The organism is Cellulomonas sp. NPDC055163 (assembly GCF_053607065.1).
On record NZ_JBSGSU010000007.1, the window covers coordinates 135,684 to 153,083 of the forward strand.

Here is a 17,400-nt window from a genome sequence, read left to right on the forward strand (position 1 = left end):
CTCCCAGGGCGTCCCACAGATATTCACCCGTTCGGAGTAGTGCGGAACGCTTCGCCGCTGTTCAGGCCCTTGACGAGTCGCTGGACCGCCAACTTGACCGACTGCCGCACGGACTCCTCGCTCACATCGTCGTGCTGCGCGATCTCCGCGTGCGTCCAGCCGAGTCCGAAGCAGAGAAGCAGTCGGCGCCTCTGAAGGTCGCTCAGCGCGTTCCAGGCAGTCCGCAGGTCGGCGGCATTCGCGATACGGCCACCCGTTCGCGAGGGGTCGCCGGGAGGTGGCGGCATCCCCGGCTCATACGAGCCGAGTGAACCCAACGCAAAGCTCTCATCCCAGATGAGCGGGATGCTCGCCTCGACCTCGCCAACTGTGTAGTCGTCTGGCGTCTCACGCAGTGACCCGCCGATTGGCCGGTCCCGCCTTTGGACGATGACCTCTGCATCCCGGACCGCCTCTGCCTCCCGAGCCACGGCGGCATCCGATGCGTTGTCCTCCTTCACGCCGGGCAGGTCGCGGAGCACCCGAGACCGGAGCTCGGCTCGGTGGACGCCCCCGCCCGACTCCCGGAACCGATCGCTGGCGGTCGCGATGTACAGCCGTGCCGCCTGCCGAACGTCGTCCGCGTCTGCCTGCGGGTTGTCGCGCGTGTTGACCGTCCGGACTGTCGAGTCGATGACTGCCACGCGCGGACCGGCCTCGCGCCAACGGGCGACGGTGTAACGCCCGAGCGAGTCCTCTACCCACTCGCCCCCGAAGTCCACGTAGTTGTACTCGGGAAGGGCAACAAACGTGACCGATCCGATGGTCTCCTGCTGCACCTGGGCGTGAGTCATGAGCCGAGCGACACCAAGGTCCTCGTACCGCTCCACCTCGCGCTGTTCCCTCGGGATCGTTCCCATCCGCCCTACTCTCCGCGTGTCCTGGTGTGCACGGTACGGCTCCGCAGCGGTCGCCCTCACGCCTCGACACCCGCAAGGACGCAGAGCGCCGCCCGCGCCTCGCTCAGCTCTGCGGGCGTCGGCCGACCGATGACCGGTGTACGCCCGTACAGGGCCACCACCTCCCGCCCGTCCGCCGTGGAGCCCTCCCAAGTGGGCACGTCCCACTCGTCGCCCAGCGGCTCCCAGCCGAGAGCATCCAGGCGCAGCAAGGCGGCATCCCAGTCCGCCGAGTGCAGCGACAGCCCGGGGCGCATGGGGTCGGCAAGGTCGCGAGACGGGTCGGGACGCACAAGCACGCCGTACCCGGTCATCGGGTCGAGGTGTGCAACGTGGCTCGCGAACGTGACGGACTGAGGCATCGGTCGGGCTCCGGGAGGTAGTGAGCGGCGAGCACTCCCGCTCACGCGGGGCACTCGTAGGCCCGGATCGGCGGCGCAACCGTGACCGTGGGCATAGGCCTCAGCGTAGATGAGCGCTCCCCCTGAAACCCCCCTGATACAGGGGGACACGCCGGGAACCCTCAGGCGTCCGGCGTAGCGTATGTACCTGATGACCTGCGCGTTCGTGACAGCATGCGACGCGTCAAGACACAGATGACGGATCACCCTTGGATTCCGTAGGTTGCAGGTTCGAGTCCTGCTGGGGGCACACCGGCGGTGCCGGCTCCCCGCCGGGGGCGCGCTCGTCCGCGGACGAGAGGCTCACGAGCCGGGACGCGGCTGCGCGCCGGCCGCGCGCACCGCGGAGGTCCGCCTCCACCACGTCGTCGGACCGCCCGGCGCGCCGCAGCCGTGACGCTCAGTCCACCGGGCGCAGGGGTTCGTCGGGTTGCAGGTCGCCTGCGTGCCCCCGCGCCGACTTCCACGCGCGCCACCGGTCCACGATCGTCACGATCCCCGTGATCGCCACCGCGAGCGCGATCGCCGCGAGCACGTCCGTGAGGAAGTGGTACCCGAGGTAGAGCCGGCTCAGCCCGACCACGGCGATGCCGGCCGCTCCCCCGATCGTCCACGTCACGATGCGCGCCGCGGTCGGTCGCCGCCGGCACGCGAGGTAGCCCGCGACGAGCAGGAACGTCGCCGTGCCGATCGTGTGCCCCGACGGGAACGACGCCGTGGTCTCCGCACCCGGGATGTCCATCGTCTCCATCGGCGGCCGGGGGCGCGCGACCAGCCCCTTGATCGCGAGCGAGAGCAGCGTCGAGCCGGCCATCGCCCCCGCGAGGAGCAGCGGCCGCCACCACTCCCTCCGCACGAGGCCCCACACCGCGCACGCCACGACGACGACCGCCGGGAGCACGGAGGGCCCGGTGACGAACGTGATCGCCGCGAGCACCGCGGTCACGGCGTCGCCCCGCTGCTCGACGAGCCACGTCAGCAGCGGGCGGTCGAGCACCGTGAGGTCGTCCTGCTCCCGCACGCCGTCGAGCAGCCCCGCGAACACGACCAGGCCGAGCGCGACGAGCAGCAGGCCGGGGACCGTCGCGCGCACGAGCGCGTCGCCGGTGACCCGCGACCACGCGCGTCGCAGCGACGAGGTGCCACCCGGGGCCGTGCGCTCGTGGGACATGCAGCGACGCTACCCAGGCGCGTCCCGACCGGCGCGCCGAGCCGCGGCGACCGGGCGCGCCGACCCGGCTCGGACGAGCACGGGTGCACGCGACCCGTCGGCGGACCTGCCGCGGGAAAAAGGGATGACCCGGGCACGTCCGCAGTGGTTCCGTGGACCTACCGCGGTGACCTCCCGGGCCAGGCCAGGCCCACTCGCACGACCCCACGGAGACCACCACCATGCACCCCACCACGACCTACGACCTCGTCCGCAGCGCCCACGAGGAGCGCCTCGCCGCCGCGCGTGCGGAGCGGGAGCGCCGCACAGCCCTCGACCACCGAGATCCCCCGTCCGACGCCTCCGGTCGACCGCCGGAACAGCGGCGCCGCCCGTGGCTGATCCTCGCGGTGCCGGCCCTCGCCGGCGCCGCACGCTGAGCCCGGCGGCAGGCGCCGAGCCCGGCGCCGCACGCGAGCACGGCACGACCGACGACGCGGACCCCCGAGGGCCCGCGTCGTCGGTCTGCGCGGACGCACCGGTCCACGCCCGCGCGTCGGGGACGCGTGGAACGATGGCGGCATGACTCCCCCGGTGACGCCGCCGACCGGCGCGCGCGCCCTGCCCGCGCCGTGAGCTCCGGCGACGACGCCGCGCCAGGCCGTCCCGCTGCACGGGCGGGCCGGGGCCAGCGCCTCCGGACCGGCCTGCGCGCGCTCGGCGAACGGCTCGTGCTGGGGGTGGTCGCCGGCGGGGCCACCACGCTCGTGCTCGCGTGGGCCGGCCTGCCGTGGCGCACGGCTCTCGGGGCGGGCGGCGTCGCCGCGGTCGTCGTGGTGCTCGCGGCCTGGGTCGCCTCGACCGTGCCCGCTGCGCCACCGGTGCCCCCTGCGCCGCCCGTGCCCCCGGGTCCGGACTCGTCCGGGACGCCGCGCACCCGCGACGGGAGCGGCGGCGGCGCGCCAGGCGAACCGGGCAGGTCCGGCCCGCGCCGGCCGGCGCCGTAGGCTGGCGGGGTGACGACGACGGGTAACGGACACACGAGCAACGACCGCATCGTGTGGATCGACTGCGAGATGACGGGCTTGGACCTCGCGGCGGACGCGCTGATCGAGGTCGCCGCGGTCGTGACGGACTCCGAGCTCAACGTGCTCGGCGAGGGCGTCGAGGTGGTCGTCGCGCCGCCACCCGCCGCGCTCGAGCAGATGAACGACTTCGTGCGGGACATGCACACGACGTCCGGGCTGCTGGTCGACCTGCCCGGCGGCACGACGCTCGCCCAGGCGCAGGAGCAGGTGCTCGACTACATCCGGCAGTGGGTCCCCGAGCCCGGGCGCGCGCCGCTCGCGGGCAACTCGGTGGGGACGGACAAGACGTTCCTCGACCGTGACATGCCCGAGCTCGTCGGCTACCTGCACTACCGGGTCATCGACGTGTCCTCGATCAAGGAGCTCGCCCGGCGCTGGTACCCGCGCGTGTACTTCGCGTCGCCCAAGAAGAACGGCGGGCACCGCGCGCTCGCGGACATCCTCGAGAGCATCGACGAGCTGCGGTACTACCGTGCGGCGCTGCTCGTGCCGCAGCCGGGCCCCGACTCCAAGACCGCGAAGGCCTTCGCCGCCGAGGTCGTCGCGACCTCCGTCGCGGGCGGCGGGACGGGTGACGCGGCCGGCGCTGCGGTATCCGGTGCACCGCACCCCGCCTGACCTTGTACACTTCTTCTCGCGCCGTCCGCGGCGCAGGCTGGCCGGTTCCCGCAGCGACGGGTCCCGCGCAGGCATGGTGGGTATAGCTCAGCTGGTAGAGCACCTGGTTGTGGTCCAGGGGGTCGCGGGTTCAAGTCCCGTTACTCACCCCATACGAAGGCCCCGCACTCGTCGAGTGCGGGGCCTTCGTCGTACTGGCGGGCGCCTCGCCGCCGAGCCGGGCAGGCCGAGCGAGCCGGGCCCGGACCGAGCCGGTGTCGCGGACCGAGCCTCGCGCTCCGGCCGAGCCCGGCGCCCGGACCGGACCGGCTCGCGGACCGGACTCGGCAGGGCGTGCCGGCTGTGCGCTCAGAGCCTCGCGGCGAGGGCGTTCGCGAAGCGCTCGAGCGACCCGTCGCCCAGCGAGAAGAACAGCGACGGCTCGGTCAGCGCGAGCTCGAGCACGACGGGACGACCGGCGTCGTCCGGGACGAGGTCGACGCGGGCGTACAGGAGGGGGCCGTCGACGCCGTCCACGAGCTGCGGGAGCGCCGCGACGACGCGCTCGGCGACCGCGATCTCGTCGGCGCTCGCCTCGCGCGCCGTCATGACCTCGCGCTTGACCGTGTCGCCCTCGGCGTCCTCGGCGCGGAACGGGCCCTCGAGCTGCGGGGCCTTGCGGACCGCGTGGCTGAACCGGCCGTCGATGAACACGAGCGCGCTCTCGCCGACGGTGTCGACCTGCCGGAGGTAGCGCTGGACCATGACGTGCCGGCCCGCGGTGAGCAGGTTCTTCGCGTGCGTGATGGCCAGGGCTCGCGACGGGGTCTCGCCGGCGTTGTAGCGGCCGGTGTCCCGCGAACCCGTCGAGATCGTCGGCTTGATGACGAAGTCGCCGAAGGCCGGGAAGCGCGTGTGGATCGCGCGCGAGTCGAAGTTGCGCTCGGGGTCGAGCCAGATGGTCGGGATGATCGGCAGGCCGGCACTCTCGAGCGCGCGCTGGTACTGCTTGTCGACGTTCCACGCGACGGCCGGCGCCGGGTTGACGACGCGCGAGACCTCCTGGACCTTCCGGGTCCACGCCAGGAAGGCGTCGGGGTGCTGGCTGTAGTCCCACGTCGAGCGGATCAGCACGAGGTCGTAGGACGACCAGTCGACCGCCGGGTCGTCCCAGACGACGGGCTCGGCGGTGATGCCGCGCTCCGCCAGAGCCGGGACCAGCGGGCGGTCGTCGGCCTCGAGCTCGGGGAGGGCGGACGAGGTCGCGAGGGCGATGCGGGGCTGGGTCACCCGTGCAGCGTAGCGATCCGCCGTCCGGGCCACAGCGCGGCTGCGACCCCGGCAGGTCAGGCGGTGCGACCCGCTGGTGCCTCGCCGTCCTGCGCCGCGCGGGTCACCCGGTGGAGAGCCGCGAGCAGCGACGCGCCGTCGACCGAGCCGACGACCCTGGCCCCGTCCGTGACCGGCACGTGCCCGTCGGGGGCGGCCGCCAACCGGGCGAAGGCGGTGTCGAGCGACGCACCCAGCGGGATCGGGTCGGCGGGCGGGGCGGCTGACCCGGGCACCTCACCCGCACCGGGTGCGCTCGGCACGGGACCCAGGTCCCCGCGCTCGACGCGGCCGAGCGCGAGCAGCCGGACCGCCGCGCCCTGCCCGACGAGGTCCGCGACGGCGGCGCTCGCGGGCGACGCGAGCACCTGCACCGGGTCGGCGAGCTGCTCCAGGTGCCCGCCCCTGCTCAGGACGGCGATGCGGTCCCCGAGGCGGACGGCCTCGTCGACGTCGTGCGTGACCAGCATCACGGTCGTCCCGAGCTCGCGCCGGATCCGACCGAACTCGGTCTGGAGGCGCCGGCGCCCCACCGGGTCCACCGCGCCGAACGGCTCGTCCATGAGCAGCACCGGCGGGTCCGACGCGAGGGCGCGCGCGACCCCGACGCGCTGACGCTCGCCGCCCGAGAGCTCGTGCGGGTAGCGCCGGGCGTACACCGCGGGGTCGAGGCCGACGAGGTCGAGCAGCTCCTCGACGCGGGCGGTGGTCCGGCGACGGTCCCAGCGGAGCAGCACGGGCACCGTCGCGACGTTCTGCGCGACCGTGCGGTGCGGGAACAGGCCGACGTGCTGGATCACGTAGCCCATGCGCCGGCGGAGCTCGACCGCGTCGGCATGCGTGACGTCCTCGCCGCCGAGCAGGATGCGGCCCGACGTCGGCTCGACGAGGCGGTTCGCCATGCGCAGCGTCGTCGACTTGCCGCAGCCCGACGGGCCGACGAGGGCGAGCAGCTCGTGCTCGCGGACCTCGAGCGAAAGGTCCTCGACCGCGACGGAGCCGTCCACGTAGACCTTGCGCACGTGCTCGAACGCGATCGCGGTTCCCATCCCGGGGACGCTACCGGGCCGGACCGACAACGGCCCTCCCGAGCGACGTGCGCCGCGTCCCCTGTGCGGCTGTCGGTGGACGCCGGTACGTTCGCCCGGATGATCCCCACCCGTGCGCTGAGCGCCGCGACCGAGCCAGCGAACCCGTGGCTGTCGTGGGACTACGTCACGCGCAACCAGGAGGACCTCGTGCGCGCGTTCTCCCAGCACACGACACTGACCTTCCAGGCGGTGGCGATCGCTCTCGTGCTGGCCCTGCCGCTCGGCGCGCTCGCGCACGTCCGGCCGCGGCTCGCCGGTCCCCTGGTCGGGACCGCGGGCGTGCTCTACACGGTGCCGTCGGTCGCGCTGTTCGCGATCCTCGCCCCGTGGACGGGGATCGGGCGCACGACGGTGCTGATCGGCCTGGTCACCTACGCGCTGCTCGTGCTGCTGCGCAACATCGTCGTCGGGCTCGCCGGGGTGGATCCCGCGGTGCGCGACGCCGCCCGGGGCCTCGGGTACGGCCGGCTGCGGCTCCTGCTGACGGTGGAGCTCCCGAACGCGCTCCCCGCGATCGTCGCGGGCGTCCGGCTCGCGACCGTGACCACGGTCGCGCTCGTGACTGTCGGGGTCGTGGTCGGGTACGGGGGGCTCGGGCAGCTGATGTTCCGGGGCTTCCGCAGCCGGTACCACGCCGAGATCATGACCGCGACACTCCTGTGCCTCGCGCTCGCGCTCGTGTGCGACCTCGTGCTGTACGCGGCGGGACGCGCCGTGACGCCGTGGTCGCGGGTGCGGACCTCATGACGCCGGACCGGGCGATGATCGGCGGGGTCGTGACGGGCGGGGTCGTGACGGACGGCGTCGTGGAGGAGCGCGTCGCGCCGGACGGCGTGGCACCGAGCAGCGGCGGGCCCGACAGCGTCCCGCCGGGACCCGTGCGTCCGGCGCCCCTGCCGCCGGCGCCCTCGAGGGAGGCGTGATGGGCGTCGTCTCCGAGGCGCTGCTCTGGCTCAACGACCCGCTCAACTGGACGGGCCCCGGTGGCGTGCTGGCGCTCACCCGCGAGCACCTGCTGATCTCCGTCTCGGCGGTCGCGCTCGCGGCGCTCGTCGCCCTGCCGCTCGGGGTGTGGCTCGGCCACCGGCGCCGGGGCGGCACGGTCACGGTCGTCGTCGCGAACACGTCGCGCGCGCTGCCCACGTTCGCACTGCTCACGATCTTCGCGTCCGCCGGGCTGTTCGGGGCCTCGGCGACGACCCTCGCGGTCGCGATCTTCGCGGTCCCGCCCATGCTCACGAACGCCTACACGGGCGTCCTCGAGGTCGACGCGGACGTGCGCGACGCCGCCCGCGGCATGGGGATGTCCGCCTGGACCTCGCTGCGACGCGTCGAGCTCCCGCTCGCGCTCCCCCTCATCGGCGCGGGGCTGCGGACGGCCGCGGTGCAGGTCGTCGCGACGGTGCCGCTCGCCGCGTTCGTCGGCGGGACCTCGCTCGGCTCGATCATCGCGTCGGGCCTGGCCCTGCAGCGGTACGGCGAGGTGCTCGCGGGCGGCGTGCTCGTCGCCGGCCTGTGCCTGCTCGTCGAGGGCGTGCTGGCCGGCGGGCAGCGCGCGCTGACGCCCCGACCGATGCGTCGTCGCGAGGCGCGAGAGAGCTCGTGAACCCGCCGGGTCCCGACCTCGCCGGAGCACGGAGACGCATGGTGCGCCCGATCGTGACCCGATGGTGACGCGGCCCACGGCGCGTGCTGTTGCCGACGCACGCCAGGACCGGTCGAATTGTCCCACCACCCCGCCAGGCCTTCGCGAGGAGAACGTCATGCCCGCACGTCGCCCGATCCTGACTGCCGGCGCCGCCGGACTCCTGCTCCTCGTCGCCGCGTGCGGCTCCCCGGGCTCCGGCGGGGGCGAGGAGCAGACCACCGCGTCGACCGCCGGCGGGACCACCTGCGAGCCCGTCGCGGGCGACGAGCTCGTCGTGCTCGAGGACGACAAGGGCCTGCAGAACGCCGACAACGTCATCCCCGCGGTCAACGCCGCAGCGGCGACGGCGGACCCGGCACTGGTCCCGCTGCTCGACTCGGTCTCCGAGTCGCTCGACACCGACGACCTCATCGAGCTGAACCGCTCGGTCGACATCGACCGGCGCACGTCGAGCGAGGTCGCCGCCGAGTACGTCGCCGACGAGGGACTCGCCGCGGTGGACGCGAGCGCGGGTGCCGGCACGAAGGTCGTCATCGGTGCCGCCAACTTCTCCGAGAGCGCGACGCTCTCCGAGGTCTACGGCGAGGTGCTCCGCTCCGCGGGCTACGAGGTCGAGGTCCAGACGATCGGCAACCGCGAGACGTACCTGCCGGCGCTCGAGGGCGGTCAGCTCACGCTGACGCCCGAGTACGCAGCGACGCTCGCCGAGTTCCTCAACACGAAGGTCAACGGCGACGGCGCGGAGCCGGTCGCGAGCGCCGACCCCGCGGCGACCGTCACGGCGCTGACGTCCCTCGGCGAGGAGGTCGGGCTGACGTTCGGCGCGGTCGCCGAGGCGCAGGACCAGAACGCGTTCGCGGTGACGTCCGCGTTCGCCGAGGAGCACGACGTCGAGACGCTCAGCGAGCTCGCGGAGGCGTGCGGCGGTCTGGTGCTCGCCGGTCCGGCGGAGTGCCCCGAGCGCCCGTTCTGCCAGCCCGGGCTCGAGGAGACCTACGGGCTCGACTTCGCGGAGTTCACGTCCTACGACTTCGGGCTGATCGGCGAGGCCGTCCGCCAGGGCGAGGCGGCGATCGGCCTGGTGCTGTCGAGCGACGGCTCGCTCGCGAGCTGACCCGCGACGACGCCCCGCTCCCCCGGCACGTCCGGGCGGGCGGGGCGTCGTGCTGCGCGTCAGAGGCCTGCGGTCTCCAGCAGCCGGAGCCACACCTCGCTCACCGTCGGGTAGGCCGGCACCGCGTGCCAGAGCCGCTCGAGCGGCACCTCGCCCACCACGGCGACCGTCGCGGCCTGCAGCAGCTCGGCCGCGTCGGGGCCGGTGAACGTCGCACCGACGACCGTGCCGCGCGCGTCGTCGAGCACGAGCTGGGCCGTGCCCGCGTACCCGTCGGCCGCCACCGCCGCCCCGGCGACCGACCCGATCGCGTAGTGGACCGTGCGCACGTCGAGCCCGGCGTCGCGGGCCTCGCGCTCGGTGCGCCCGACCCACGCGACCTCGGGTCGGGCGAACACGACCTGAGGCACCGCCGCGTGGTCGGCGGTCGCGCGGTAGCGGCTCCACGGTCCCGCCGAGCGCTCACGCCCGGCCGCTGCGTCGTCGCCGCTGAACCGCGCCGCGACGACGTCGCCCACGACCCGGGCGTCGTACTTGCCCTGGTGCGTCGTGGCGGTCCGTCCGGTCACGTCGCCCGCGGCGAACAGCCAGCCGCCCTCGACGCCGGTGACCTGGAGCGCGTCGTCGACGGCGAGCGGCTTCCCCGGCACGAGGCCCAGCACGTCGACCCCGAGGTCGGCGGTGCGCGGTGTGCGGCCCGTGGCGACGAGCAGCTCGTCGGCGTCGACGTGCGACCCGTCGGCCAGCGTCAGGTGGACCCCGTGCTCGTCGCGCGCCGCGGCCGTGGCCTCGGCCCGGTAGCGCACGTCGACGCCGCGGCGGGTCAGCGACTCCCCGACCTCGTCGCTCGCGAACGGCTCGGCCCGCGGCAGCACGCGCTCGCCGCGGACGAGCAGCGTGACCCGTGAGCCCAGGTCGGTGTACGCGACGGCCATCTCGACCGCGACGACTCCCCCGCCGACGACCACGAGCGTCGCGGGCACCTGCTCCGCGGACGTCACCTCGCGGCTCGTCCAGGGCCGGACCCCCGCGAGGGCGTCGGGGACGACCGGCTCGCTGCCCGTCGCGACGACGACCGCGTGCCGCGCCCGCACGGCCTGCTCCGCGCCGTCGGCGCCGGTCAGCGCGAGCTCGCGCGGCCCGGTGAACCGGGCGCGCCCGCGCAGCAGTGCGAGACCTGCACCCTCGAGCCACTCGACCTGGCCGTGGTCGTCCCAGTGCGACGTGAACTCGTCGCGCCGGGCCAGCGTCGCGGCGACGTCGACCGTCCCCGTGACGGCCTGGGCGGCGCCAGGGACCGCCCGGGCGGCCTCGAGCACCGCGCCCGGGCGCAGCAGCGCCTTGGACGGCATGCACGCCCAGTAGGAGCACTCCCCGCCGACGAGCTCCTCCTCGAGCACGACGACGCTCAGCCCGTCCCGGTGCGCGCGGTCGGCCGCGTTCTCCCCGACTGCCCCGGCCCCGATCACCACGACGTCGTACTCGTGCACCTGCCGGTCGTCCTGCGCCATGTCCGCTCCCTCGTGAGGTGATGCCTCATCGTCGCGGCGGACGTCCCGGCGCACCAGCATGGGCGGAGGTCGGCGCGTCACCCGACGGCGACCTGACGGGTGCGGGGCGCCGGACGGCCCGTTGTACAGCGGCCCTGTCGGTCGCGCCCGGGAACGGCGAAGGCCCCCGACCATCCAGGTCAGGGGCCTCGCGGTGGTGCGCCATCAGGGACTCGAACCCCGAACCCGCTGATTAAGAGTCAGCTGCTCTGCCAATTGAGCTAATGGCGCGCGGGGCGAAACGTTACCAGGGGTCAGGCCGTGCTTGCGAACCGGATTCGGCGCGCGGGCGGCAGTGTGACGCGGTTCACCCCGCGGCGGCGTCGGGGTCGACCGGGAGCTCGTCCCCGGTGCCCTCGGCGGCGGCGGCGGCGGAGGCGGGCTGGTCGTCGTCCTCCCACCAGGCGTCCTCGGGGATGCCCTCGGTCTCGAGGATCGCCTGCGACACCGGGCCGTCCGGCGCGGCGAGGTCGGCGAGCAGCGCCAGCGGCACGTGCTCGGCCAGCAGGTCCATCACGGACGGGGGCGTGACGGCAGGCGTCACCGCGGGCGGCTCGACGGACGCGTCGGCAGCAGCGTCGTCGGCCGGGTTCTCGAGGTTGTCAGTCATCCGTTCATCTCCCTGGTCGACCGTCATCGCAGCACCCGGGGTGCCGTGCGCGCAAGCAGGAGGGCCACCCGTGCCCCGTGCGGCGGCATCCGCCCGACCTGCGTGGGGCCGCGCGGGCGTCGCGCGACCTCGACGTCCCGCGGTCCGGAGGGGTCAGCGGCCGAGCACCCCCGGAGCCGGGCGGCGCGGAGCCGGACGTCACAGGTAGAGCCCCGTGCCCTCGCGGCCGGCGTGCGGCTGGGCGACGGCGTGGACGTCCTTCTCGCGCAGGAGCAGGTACGTGCGCGCCTCGAGCTCGACCTCGGCGCGCTCGTCGGGGTCGAACAGCACGCGGTCGCCGAGCTCGACCTGGCGGACGTGCTGGCCCGCGGCGACAACCACCGCCCATGCGAGCCGCTTGCCGACGACGGCGGTGGCCGGGATGACGATGCCGGCCGACGACCGGCGCTCGGACGCCTCGTCGTCGAGCTCGACGAGCAGGCGGTCGTTCAGCATCCGGATGGGGAGCTCGGGATGCGAGGCGGGGACGGGCTGGCTCACGGGCCGACGCTACCCGCACGCGCGGCGGCCGTGCGCCGCGCCCCGCCGTCCCTCCGACGTAGGCTTGCGGGCGCCGACCACCCGCACGAGCCCCTCGGAGACCCATGCCTCGCCTCACCGTCGGAGACACCGCGCCGGACTTCACGCTGCCGACGGCCGACGGCCGCAGCGTGACCCTCTCGGAGCTGCGCGGCCAGCACGTCGTCGTGTACTTCTACCCGGCGGCGATGACGCCGGGCTGCACCACGCAGGCGTGCGACTTCCGCGACTCGCTCTCGGCGCTGCAGGGCGCCGGGTACGCGGTGGTCGGGGTCTCCCCGGACCCGGTCGACAAGCTCGCGCAGTTCGCCGAGCAGGACGGCCTGACGTTCCCGCTCGCGTCGGACACCGAGCGCTCGGTGCTCGAGGCGTGGGGCGCGTTCGGGGAGAAGAAGCTGTACGGGAAGACCGTCACGGGCGTGATCCGCTCGACCGTCGTCGTCGACCCCGACGGGAAGGTCGAGCTCGCGCAGTACAACGTCAAGGCCACCGGGCACGTCGCGAAGCTGCGGCGCGACCTCGCGATCGACTGACGCACACCCGCCCGCCGGACGCGCACCTCCGGCGGGCGGCGCCAGCCGGGTGCGCACGCGGGAGTGGTGAAACGGCAGCCACGCCAGGTTTAGGTCCTGGTGCCCTCACGGGCGTGCGGGTTCGACTCCCGTCTCCCGCACCCCGGTCCGGAGCACCGCTGCGCGCACCGCCTCGGACGGGCGTCGGCCGGAGCCGCGTCCTCCGCGCTCGTCGCGGAGCTGCGGGCCTGCCCCCGGGCGCAGAGCGGTGGCCGCCCCCGCGTCGTCGTGACGCAGGGACGGCCACCGGTCCCGTCAGCGGGTGTGCTCGCCGGTCAGCCTCAGCTGAACGGCAGGCTCACCTTCGAGGTGGTCAGGCCGACCGTGCTCGTCGCACCGCCGAACACGTTCCAGACCTCCACCCGCACGGACCCCTTCGCGAGGTCGCCCAGCGTGCCGGACTGGCTCTCCAGACCCGCGGCCTGCGTGTACCGCTCCCAGCCGGTCACCGGGTCGGTCGCGAAGTACCGGTAGGTCTCCACACGGTCCCAGCTGCCGTTCCCGGTCAGGTCGTACGAGACCCGCACGCGGGTCGCCTGCCCGACCTTGGTGCCGGCGTCGAGCGCGACGTCGAACGACGTCGTCCCGCCGCCGAGCTTCCCGGTCAGACCCGTCGCCGTGTAGACGAGGCCCTTGCCGGGCTCACCGACGGCGTCGACACCGGTGGCGACGGGCACGGTCGCGGTGGGCGTCGTGCCCGCCGTGGAGCCGAGCGAGCCGTCCGCCTGGAGGTACAGCGTGAAGCCGGTCGGGGTGGTCGACGTCGGGGTCGGCGTCGGCGTGACGGTCGGCTTCGGCGTCGCCGTGGGCTTCGGCGTCGCGGTGGGCGTGGGCGTCACCGTCGGCTTCGGGGTGGCCGTCGGCTTCGGGGTGGCCGAGGCCGTGGGGCTCGGCGTCGGCTCGCCGCCGCCGGGTCCGCCCGTGCCGGAGCCGCCGCTCCACGTGTACTTCCCCGTCGTGGCCGTCGTGCCCGCGGCGACCGCGAGCTTCGTGCCGTCCGAGAACGTCACGGTGACGTCCTTCGCGGTGACGTTCGCCGCGACGTACGTGCGGTCGCCGTTCTTGCTGAACACCGCCGAGAGCGGGTGGTCGCCGTGGACGCCGGTGTCGAGCGTGCCGAGCGCCGCCAGGTTGGCGACCCAGTGGTACGTGTGCGCCCGGCTCTCGCCCTCCTCGACGGTGTAGCCCGGGTTGGCGTCGAGCCCCTTGAGCGCGGCCGGCGCGTCACCGAGTGCGAGGTACTCCCACAGGATGTCCTGCCACACGGTCGGCTCGCCCGCGTTGGCCTTGACCAGCTCGGCGTAGTTGGACCGCACGTCCTCGGGACGGATGCCGAGGTACAGGTGCCCACCGGTGATCGGGAGGGTGTTGATGCCCTGGATCATCTCCGGCTCGGCGCTGAACCACGTCGTGTACGTGGCGCCGTCGCCCCACACCATGCCGACCGTCGTGTGCCCGAACTTCTCCGGGAGGTTGTCCGCGCCGTTGAACCAGTACGCCTGGATCGCGGCGGCCTGCGTCGCGTACATGAACACGCCCGCGTCGCGGACCTCGGTGTCACCGGTCGCCTGGCCCCACTGGATGAGGGCGTTCGCGAAGTTCATGCCCTCGGAGCTCGACTCCTGGTTGTTGCCCGCGGCGAACGCGCCGTGACCCGACGCCCAGTCGTGACCCGCGTAGATGTCGAAGTCGCGCAGGTACGGGAAGCGGGTCTCGTCACGGTCGTAGTTGTTCGCGTCGCGGATGAGGAGGTCGACCATGCCGCCGTACTGCTCGTCGGAGGCCCACTCGGGGTCGAACCGGGCGAGCGTCGCCGCCGCCACGATGTAGTAGCCGTAGTGGAAGTGGTGGTCGTTGAGCTCCTTGTCGGAGCCGTACGAGGCCGGGAAGCCGACGAGCGTGCCCCAGTTCTCGTTGTACGCGAAGACCTTCTCGGCCTTGCCGGGCGTCGCGGTGAACCACTCGGTCAGCGTCGCCTTGATCTGGGACAGCGCCTTGTCGCGCACGTCGTCCCGGCCGACCTGGTCGGCGATCTCGGCGATGCGGGTCGCGCGGCCGAGGGCCTTGCCCGTCCAGTAGGTGTCGCCGTTGATGATGCCCATCGGGTCGTTCTTGACCTGGTCGAGCAGGCCGTCGAGGCGCGTGTTCGCGGCGCCCTCGCCGGTCGCGACGGCCGGGATCTCCGGCAGCACGCCGGTGAACGGAGTCTCGGTGGTGAAGGAGGTCGCGCCGACGTAGGTCGTCATGTCGCCGCGGGGCGAGAAGTACTCCTGCTCGAGCTCGGTCGCGGAACCGTCGCCGGCGGCGGCCTCCGTCACGAACTGCGACTGGTGCGGGTACAGCGAGACGACGGTGCCGGACTGCTTGCCCTCGAGCGCCGTGGTCTCGAGCGCGTAGGTGGTGCGCACGGCGCCCGCCGACTCGTCGTACTCGTAGGCGACCGTGGTGCCGGTGACCTCGGCGTAGGCGTGCTTCGCGTACTGCTCCGCGAGGGCCTTGCGCTCGGCGTTCGTGTCGTCGGCCGTGGTCGGCAGCGAGGCGACGCTCAGGTAGCCCTTCCCACCGAGGGTGCTGCGCAGCGACGAGCCGGAGACGGTCCAGGTCGATCCGGTTGGGGCGTACGCGACGTAGTCGGTGCCGCCCGCGGTGAACCCGATGGTCTCGCCGTCGTCGAGCCAGACCGTCTGCTTCTCCGCGGAGCTGAGCACCGCGTCGCCGCCGGTCACGTGGTACCAGCTGAACGGCAGACCGTGGCCGATCGTCGCGCGCAGCGACTGGTCGGAGTCGGCCCAGGACGCGGTCACGGTCCAGTCGGTCCAGTCCGCGACCTCGACGACGCCGGCGGACAGGCCCGCGACCCCGACCACGACGTCCTCCGCGTAGGAGTAGTGGAACTCCCCGACCCCGCCCGGGCGCCCGCTGATCACCGGCGTGGTGGTGTACGACAGGCCGAGCCCGGTGGCGCTGGGCTGGTAGGCCAGCGGGTGCGCGTGCAGCGGCTCGCTGGCCGTGCAGTTCCACTTCTTGAAGAGCAGCGACGACCACCAGTCGTTCGTCGGGACCGGGCCCTCCGGCGCGTCGTCCGTCACGTAGGCGCGCGCGTCGGTCGCCAGGGCGGCGCAGCCCTCGGGCGCGGGTCCGACCTGGTCGGTCGTGTACCCGCCGGCCCCGACGTCGCGCACGGCGGCGTCGGCGGACGACGCCACGGTGCCGACGGTCGCTGCGGCGATCAGCGCGGCGAGCGCAGCCGACGTGACCCGCGTCCGGGCGCTGCCGAGCGAGCCCGTGGATCGTTGAGGTGAGTGGTTCTCTGTGCGTGAGTGCATTTCTGGAGCCCCCGCGGGACCGGCGCGTCGACCTGACGCCGTGCCCCGTGTGTCGGACGTCCACGCATCGTTGCGTGACGCCGAGACGCGCTCCCCGTCCGGCCCCCGTTTGGTCAGACTATGAGAGCGATCTCATGAACACGGTATGTCGCGTGTAGGCGGAGAGCAAACCGAAGGACAAGGAGGCACAAACTTCACGCCAACGGACCAAAGGATGCAAAAAGGCCCGCCTGCCGGACGGCAGGCGGGCCTCTCGGGTGCAGGTCAGGCCTCGGCGGGCTCCCCGGCCTGGGCCGCGATCAGCTGGCGGACCTCGTCCATGTCGAGCTCCTTGACCTTCTGGAGCACGCTCTCGAGCGCCGGGCCCGGCAGCGCGCCGGCCTGGTTGAACACCAGGATGCCGTCACGGAAGGCCATGAGCGTCGGGATCGACGTGATCGCGAGCTCCTGCGCGAGGAGCTGCTCCGCCTCGGTGTCGACCTTGGCGTGCACGACGTCGGGGTGCTGCTCCGACGACTGCTCGAAGACCGGGCCGAAGCGCTTGCACGGCCCGCACCACTCCGCCCAGAAGTCGATGAGCACGATCTCGTTGCTCGTGATGGTCTGCTGGATCGTGTCGTGGGTCAGCTCGGTGGTGGCCATGCGGTGCCTCCTCGGGGTCGTGGGTTCCGCCCGGTAGAGCACACGGGGGCGGTCAGGTATTCCCCGGCGGGCGCGCCCCGAGGCACGCGGGGAGCACGCGGGCGGCACGCTCCGGAGCGTGCCGCGAGCGGCACGAGGGCCGGGCAGGGTAGAACAGCACGGTGACCGACACCGCCGACTTCCCCCGCGAGCCCGAGCGACCCGCCGGCTGGCTCAGCCCCGACGCCATCCAGAACGCGCGCGCGACCCTCCCGCTGCTGTACGTGGACGCCGTGCCCGTCCGCGTCGACGAGTCGGGCGACGTGGTCGCCGTGGGGCTGCTGCTCCGCGTGACACCCGAGGGCGTCATGTCCCGCGCGCTCGTCTCCGGACGGGTGATGTACCACGAGCGCGTGCGCGACGCGCTGCTGCGGCACATCGAGAAGGACCTCGGCCCGGTCGCGCTCCCCCAGATCCCCGCGTCGCCGCAGCCGTTCACGGTCGCCGAGTACTTCCCCACGCCCGGGGTCACCCCGTACCACGACCCGCGCCAGCACGCGGTCTCCCTGGCGTACGTCGTGCCGGTCTCGGGCGACTGCCGGCCGCAGCAGGACGCGCTCGACCTCGCGTGGCTCACGCCCGAGCAGGCCGCCGACCACCAGGTCCAGCTCGAGATGACCGGCGGCCAGGGACTCCTGCTGCGGCAGGCGATGGCGCACGTGGGCCGCCTGCCCTGACCCGGAGCCCGTCCGACCCACGCCGCACCGCGTGCTCGCCGAGGCCGTC

Annotated in this window: 18 protein-coding genes and 3 tRNA genes; 10 read left to right on the forward strand and 11 right to left on the reverse strand. The window is 73.8% G+C overall.

From position 1 onward, the window contains the following. Positions 1–23: 23 nt before the first annotated feature. The 3 genes from ACWFNE_RS15055 to ACWFNE_RS15065 form a co-directional block, all read right to left on the reverse strand. Complete coding sequence (locus ACWFNE_RS15055) at positions 24–899, reverse strand: sigma factor-like helix-turn-helix DNA-binding protein (RefSeq protein WP_452123237.1); 876 nt, start codon at positions 897–899, stop codon at positions 24–26. 56 nt (positions 900–955) lie between these two features. Beyond that, on the reverse strand, positions 956–1,300 hold the full coding sequence (locus ACWFNE_RS15060) for a hypothetical protein (protein WP_452123238.1): 345 nt from the start codon (positions 1,298–1,300) through the stop codon (positions 956–958). A 439-nt stretch (positions 1,301–1,739) separates the two neighbouring features. Next, positions 1,740–2,510, reverse strand: coding sequence for a phosphatase PAP2 family protein (locus ACWFNE_RS15065; RefSeq protein ID WP_452123239.1), 771 nt, complete (start codon positions 2,508–2,510; stop codon positions 1,740–1,742). 221 nt (positions 2,511–2,731) lie between these two features. Here ACWFNE_RS15065 and ACWFNE_RS15070 point away from each other — a divergent pair, with 221 nt between their 5' ends. The 4 genes from ACWFNE_RS15070 to ACWFNE_RS15085 all read left to right on the forward strand — a co-directional run bounded on the left by ACWFNE_RS15070 (position 2,732) and on the right by ACWFNE_RS15085 (position 4,347). After that, positions 2,732–2,929 (forward strand): hypothetical protein, encoded by a 198-nt coding sequence (locus ACWFNE_RS15070; RefSeq protein WP_452123240.1) that lies wholly within the window; start codon positions 2,732–2,734, stop codon positions 2,927–2,929. Positions 2,930–3,121: 192 nt separating this feature from the next. Further along, on the forward strand, positions 3,122–3,496 hold the full coding sequence (locus ACWFNE_RS15075; RefSeq protein ID WP_452123241.1) for a hypothetical protein: 375 nt from the start codon (positions 3,122–3,124) through the stop codon (positions 3,494–3,496). A gap of 9 nt (positions 3,497–3,505) precedes the next feature. After that, positions 3,506–4,195: an oligoribonuclease gene (gene orn, locus ACWFNE_RS15080; protein WP_452123242.1), complete on the forward strand. Its 690-nt coding sequence runs from the start codon at positions 3,506–3,508 to the stop codon at positions 4,193–4,195. A gap of 76 nt (positions 4,196–4,271) precedes the next feature. Next, a tRNA-His gene (locus ACWFNE_RS15085) sits at positions 4,272–4,347 on the forward strand. A gap of 196 nt (positions 4,348–4,543) precedes the next feature. Here the strand turns inward: ACWFNE_RS15085 and ACWFNE_RS15090 are convergent. Both ACWFNE_RS15090 and ACWFNE_RS15095 read right to left on the reverse strand, forming a co-directional pair. Further along, positions 4,544–5,464 carry an ATP-grasp domain-containing protein gene (locus ACWFNE_RS15090; protein WP_452123243.1) on the reverse strand — a complete coding sequence of 307 codons (921 nt, stop codon included), beginning with the start codon at positions 5,462–5,464 and terminating at the stop codon, positions 4,544–4,546. Positions 5,465–5,520: 56 nt separating this feature from the next. Further along, complete coding sequence (locus ACWFNE_RS15095; RefSeq protein WP_452123244.1) at positions 5,521–6,552, reverse strand: ABC transporter ATP-binding protein; 1,032 nt, start codon at positions 6,550–6,552, stop codon at positions 5,521–5,523. A 99-nt stretch (positions 6,553–6,651) separates the two neighbouring features. On the opposite strand from ACWFNE_RS15095, the gene ACWFNE_RS15100 reads away from it, so the two are divergent. The 3 genes from ACWFNE_RS15100 to ACWFNE_RS15110 all read left to right on the forward strand — a co-directional run bounded on the left by ACWFNE_RS15100 (position 6,652) and on the right by ACWFNE_RS15110 (position 9,356). After that, positions 6,652–7,341, forward strand: a complete 690-nt coding sequence (locus ACWFNE_RS15100; protein ID WP_452123245.1) for an ABC transporter permease — start codon at positions 6,652–6,654, stop codon at positions 7,339–7,341. Positions 7,342–7,516: 175 nt separating this feature from the next. Continuing rightward, positions 7,517–8,200, forward strand: coding sequence for an ABC transporter permease (locus ACWFNE_RS15105; protein WP_452123246.1), 684 nt, complete (start codon positions 7,517–7,519; stop codon positions 8,198–8,200). 157 nt (positions 8,201–8,357) lie between these two features. Beyond that, entirely contained in the window at positions 8,358–9,356 is a 999-nt protein-coding gene (locus tag ACWFNE_RS15110) for a glycine betaine ABC transporter substrate-binding protein (protein WP_452123247.1), read from the forward strand. Positions 9,357–9,415: 59 nt separating this feature from the next. On the opposite strand, the gene ACWFNE_RS15115 is transcribed toward ACWFNE_RS15110, so the two are convergent. From ACWFNE_RS15115 to ACWFNE_RS15130, 4 genes are all read right to left on the reverse strand, one after another. Further along, entirely contained in the window at positions 9,416–10,867 is a 1,452-nt protein-coding gene (locus tag ACWFNE_RS15115; protein ID WP_452123248.1) for a dihydrolipoyl dehydrogenase family protein, read from the reverse strand. A gap of 194 nt (positions 10,868–11,061) precedes the next feature. Beyond that, positions 11,062–11,137: transfer RNA gene (locus ACWFNE_RS15120), tRNA-Lys, on the reverse strand. Positions 11,138–11,213: 76 nt separating this feature from the next. Further along, positions 11,214–11,516, reverse strand: a complete 303-nt coding sequence (locus ACWFNE_RS15125; protein ID WP_452123249.1) for a hypothetical protein — start codon at positions 11,514–11,516, stop codon at positions 11,214–11,216. Positions 11,517–11,714: 198 nt separating this feature from the next. After that, on the reverse strand, positions 11,715–12,011 hold the full coding sequence (locus ACWFNE_RS15130) for a GroES family chaperonin (RefSeq protein ID WP_452123447.1): 297 nt from the start codon (positions 12,009–12,011) through the stop codon (positions 11,715–11,717). Between the two features lie 149 nt (positions 12,012–12,160). On the opposite strand from ACWFNE_RS15130, the gene bcp reads away from it, so the two are divergent. Both bcp and ACWFNE_RS15140 read left to right on the forward strand, forming a co-directional pair. Further along, a complete protein-coding gene (gene bcp, locus ACWFNE_RS15135; RefSeq protein ID WP_452123250.1) occupies positions 12,161–12,628 on the forward strand; it encodes a thioredoxin-dependent thiol peroxidase in 468 nt (155 codons plus the stop codon). Between the two features lie 57 nt (positions 12,629–12,685). Next, positions 12,686–12,768 (forward strand) — tRNA-Leu (locus tag ACWFNE_RS15140). A gap of 180 nt (positions 12,769–12,948) precedes the next feature. On the opposite strand, the gene ACWFNE_RS15145 is transcribed toward ACWFNE_RS15140, so the two are convergent. Beyond that, positions 12,949–15,993 carry a glycosyl hydrolase gene (locus ACWFNE_RS15145; protein WP_452123251.1) on the reverse strand — a complete coding sequence of 1,015 codons (3,045 nt, stop codon included), beginning with the start codon at positions 15,991–15,993 and terminating at the stop codon, positions 12,949–12,951. Positions 15,994–16,257: 264 nt separating this feature from the next. Further along, positions 16,258–16,635 (reverse strand): thioredoxin, encoded by a 378-nt coding sequence (gene trxA / locus ACWFNE_RS15150; RefSeq protein WP_452123252.1) that lies wholly within the window; start codon positions 16,633–16,635, stop codon positions 16,258–16,260. 161 nt (positions 16,636–16,796) lie between these two features. Between trxA and ACWFNE_RS15155 the strand changes: the two genes are divergently transcribed. Then, positions 16,797–17,351 (forward strand): NUDIX hydrolase family protein, encoded by a 555-nt coding sequence (locus ACWFNE_RS15155; protein WP_258726567.1) that lies wholly within the window; start codon positions 16,797–16,799, stop codon positions 17,349–17,351. Positions 17,352–17,400 lie beyond the last annotated feature (49 nt).

Excerpts from the sequence above, each read along its gene's own strand:
- ACWFNE_RS15100 (WP_452123245.1), top strand. The coding sequence starts at position 6,652 with ATGATCCCCACCCGTGCGCTGAGCGCCGCGACCGAGCCAGCGAACCCG.
- ACWFNE_RS15125 (WP_452123249.1), bottom strand. The coding sequence starts at position 11,516 with ATGACTGACAACCTCGAGAACCCGGCCGACGACGCTGCTGCCGACGCG.
- ACWFNE_RS15095 (WP_452123244.1), bottom strand. The coding sequence starts at position 6,552 with ATGGGAACCGCGATCGCGTTCGAGCACGTGCGCAAGGTCTACGTGGAC.
- bcp (WP_452123250.1), top strand. The coding sequence starts at position 12,161 with ATGCCTCGCCTCACCGTCGGAGACACCGCGCCGGACTTCACGCTGCCG.
- trxA (WP_452123252.1), bottom strand. The coding sequence starts at position 16,635 with ATGGCCACCACCGAGCTGACCCACGACACGATCCAGCAGACCATCACG.
- ACWFNE_RS15060 (WP_452123238.1), bottom strand. The coding sequence starts at position 1,300 with ATGCCTCAGTCCGTCACGTTCGCGAGCCACGTTGCACACCTCGACCCG.
- ACWFNE_RS15065 (WP_452123239.1), bottom strand. The coding sequence starts at position 2,510 with ATGTCCCACGAGCGCACGGCCCCGGGTGGCACCTCGTCGCTGCGACGC.
- ACWFNE_RS15145 (WP_452123251.1), bottom strand. The coding sequence starts at position 15,993 with ATGCACTCACGCACAGAGAACCACTCACCTCAACGATCCACGGGCTCG.
- ACWFNE_RS15130 (WP_452123447.1), bottom strand. The coding sequence starts at position 12,011 with ATGCTGAACGACCGCCTGCTCGTCGAGCTCGACGACGAGGCGTCCGAG.
- ACWFNE_RS15070 (WP_452123240.1), top strand. The coding sequence starts at position 2,732 with ATGCACCCCACCACGACCTACGACCTCGTCCGCAGCGCCCACGAGGAG.
- ACWFNE_RS15110 (WP_452123247.1), top strand. The coding sequence starts at position 8,358 with ATGCCCGCACGTCGCCCGATCCTGACTGCCGGCGCCGCCGGACTCCTG.
- ACWFNE_RS15055 (WP_452123237.1), bottom strand. The coding sequence starts at position 899 with ATGGGAACGATCCCGAGGGAACAGCGCGAGGTGGAGCGGTACGAGGAC.
- ACWFNE_RS15115 (WP_452123248.1), bottom strand. The coding sequence starts at position 10,867 with ATGGCGCAGGACGACCGGCAGGTGCACGAGTACGACGTCGTGGTGATC.
- ACWFNE_RS15105 (WP_452123246.1), top strand. The coding sequence starts at position 7,517 with ATGGGCGTCGTCTCCGAGGCGCTGCTCTGGCTCAACGACCCGCTCAAC.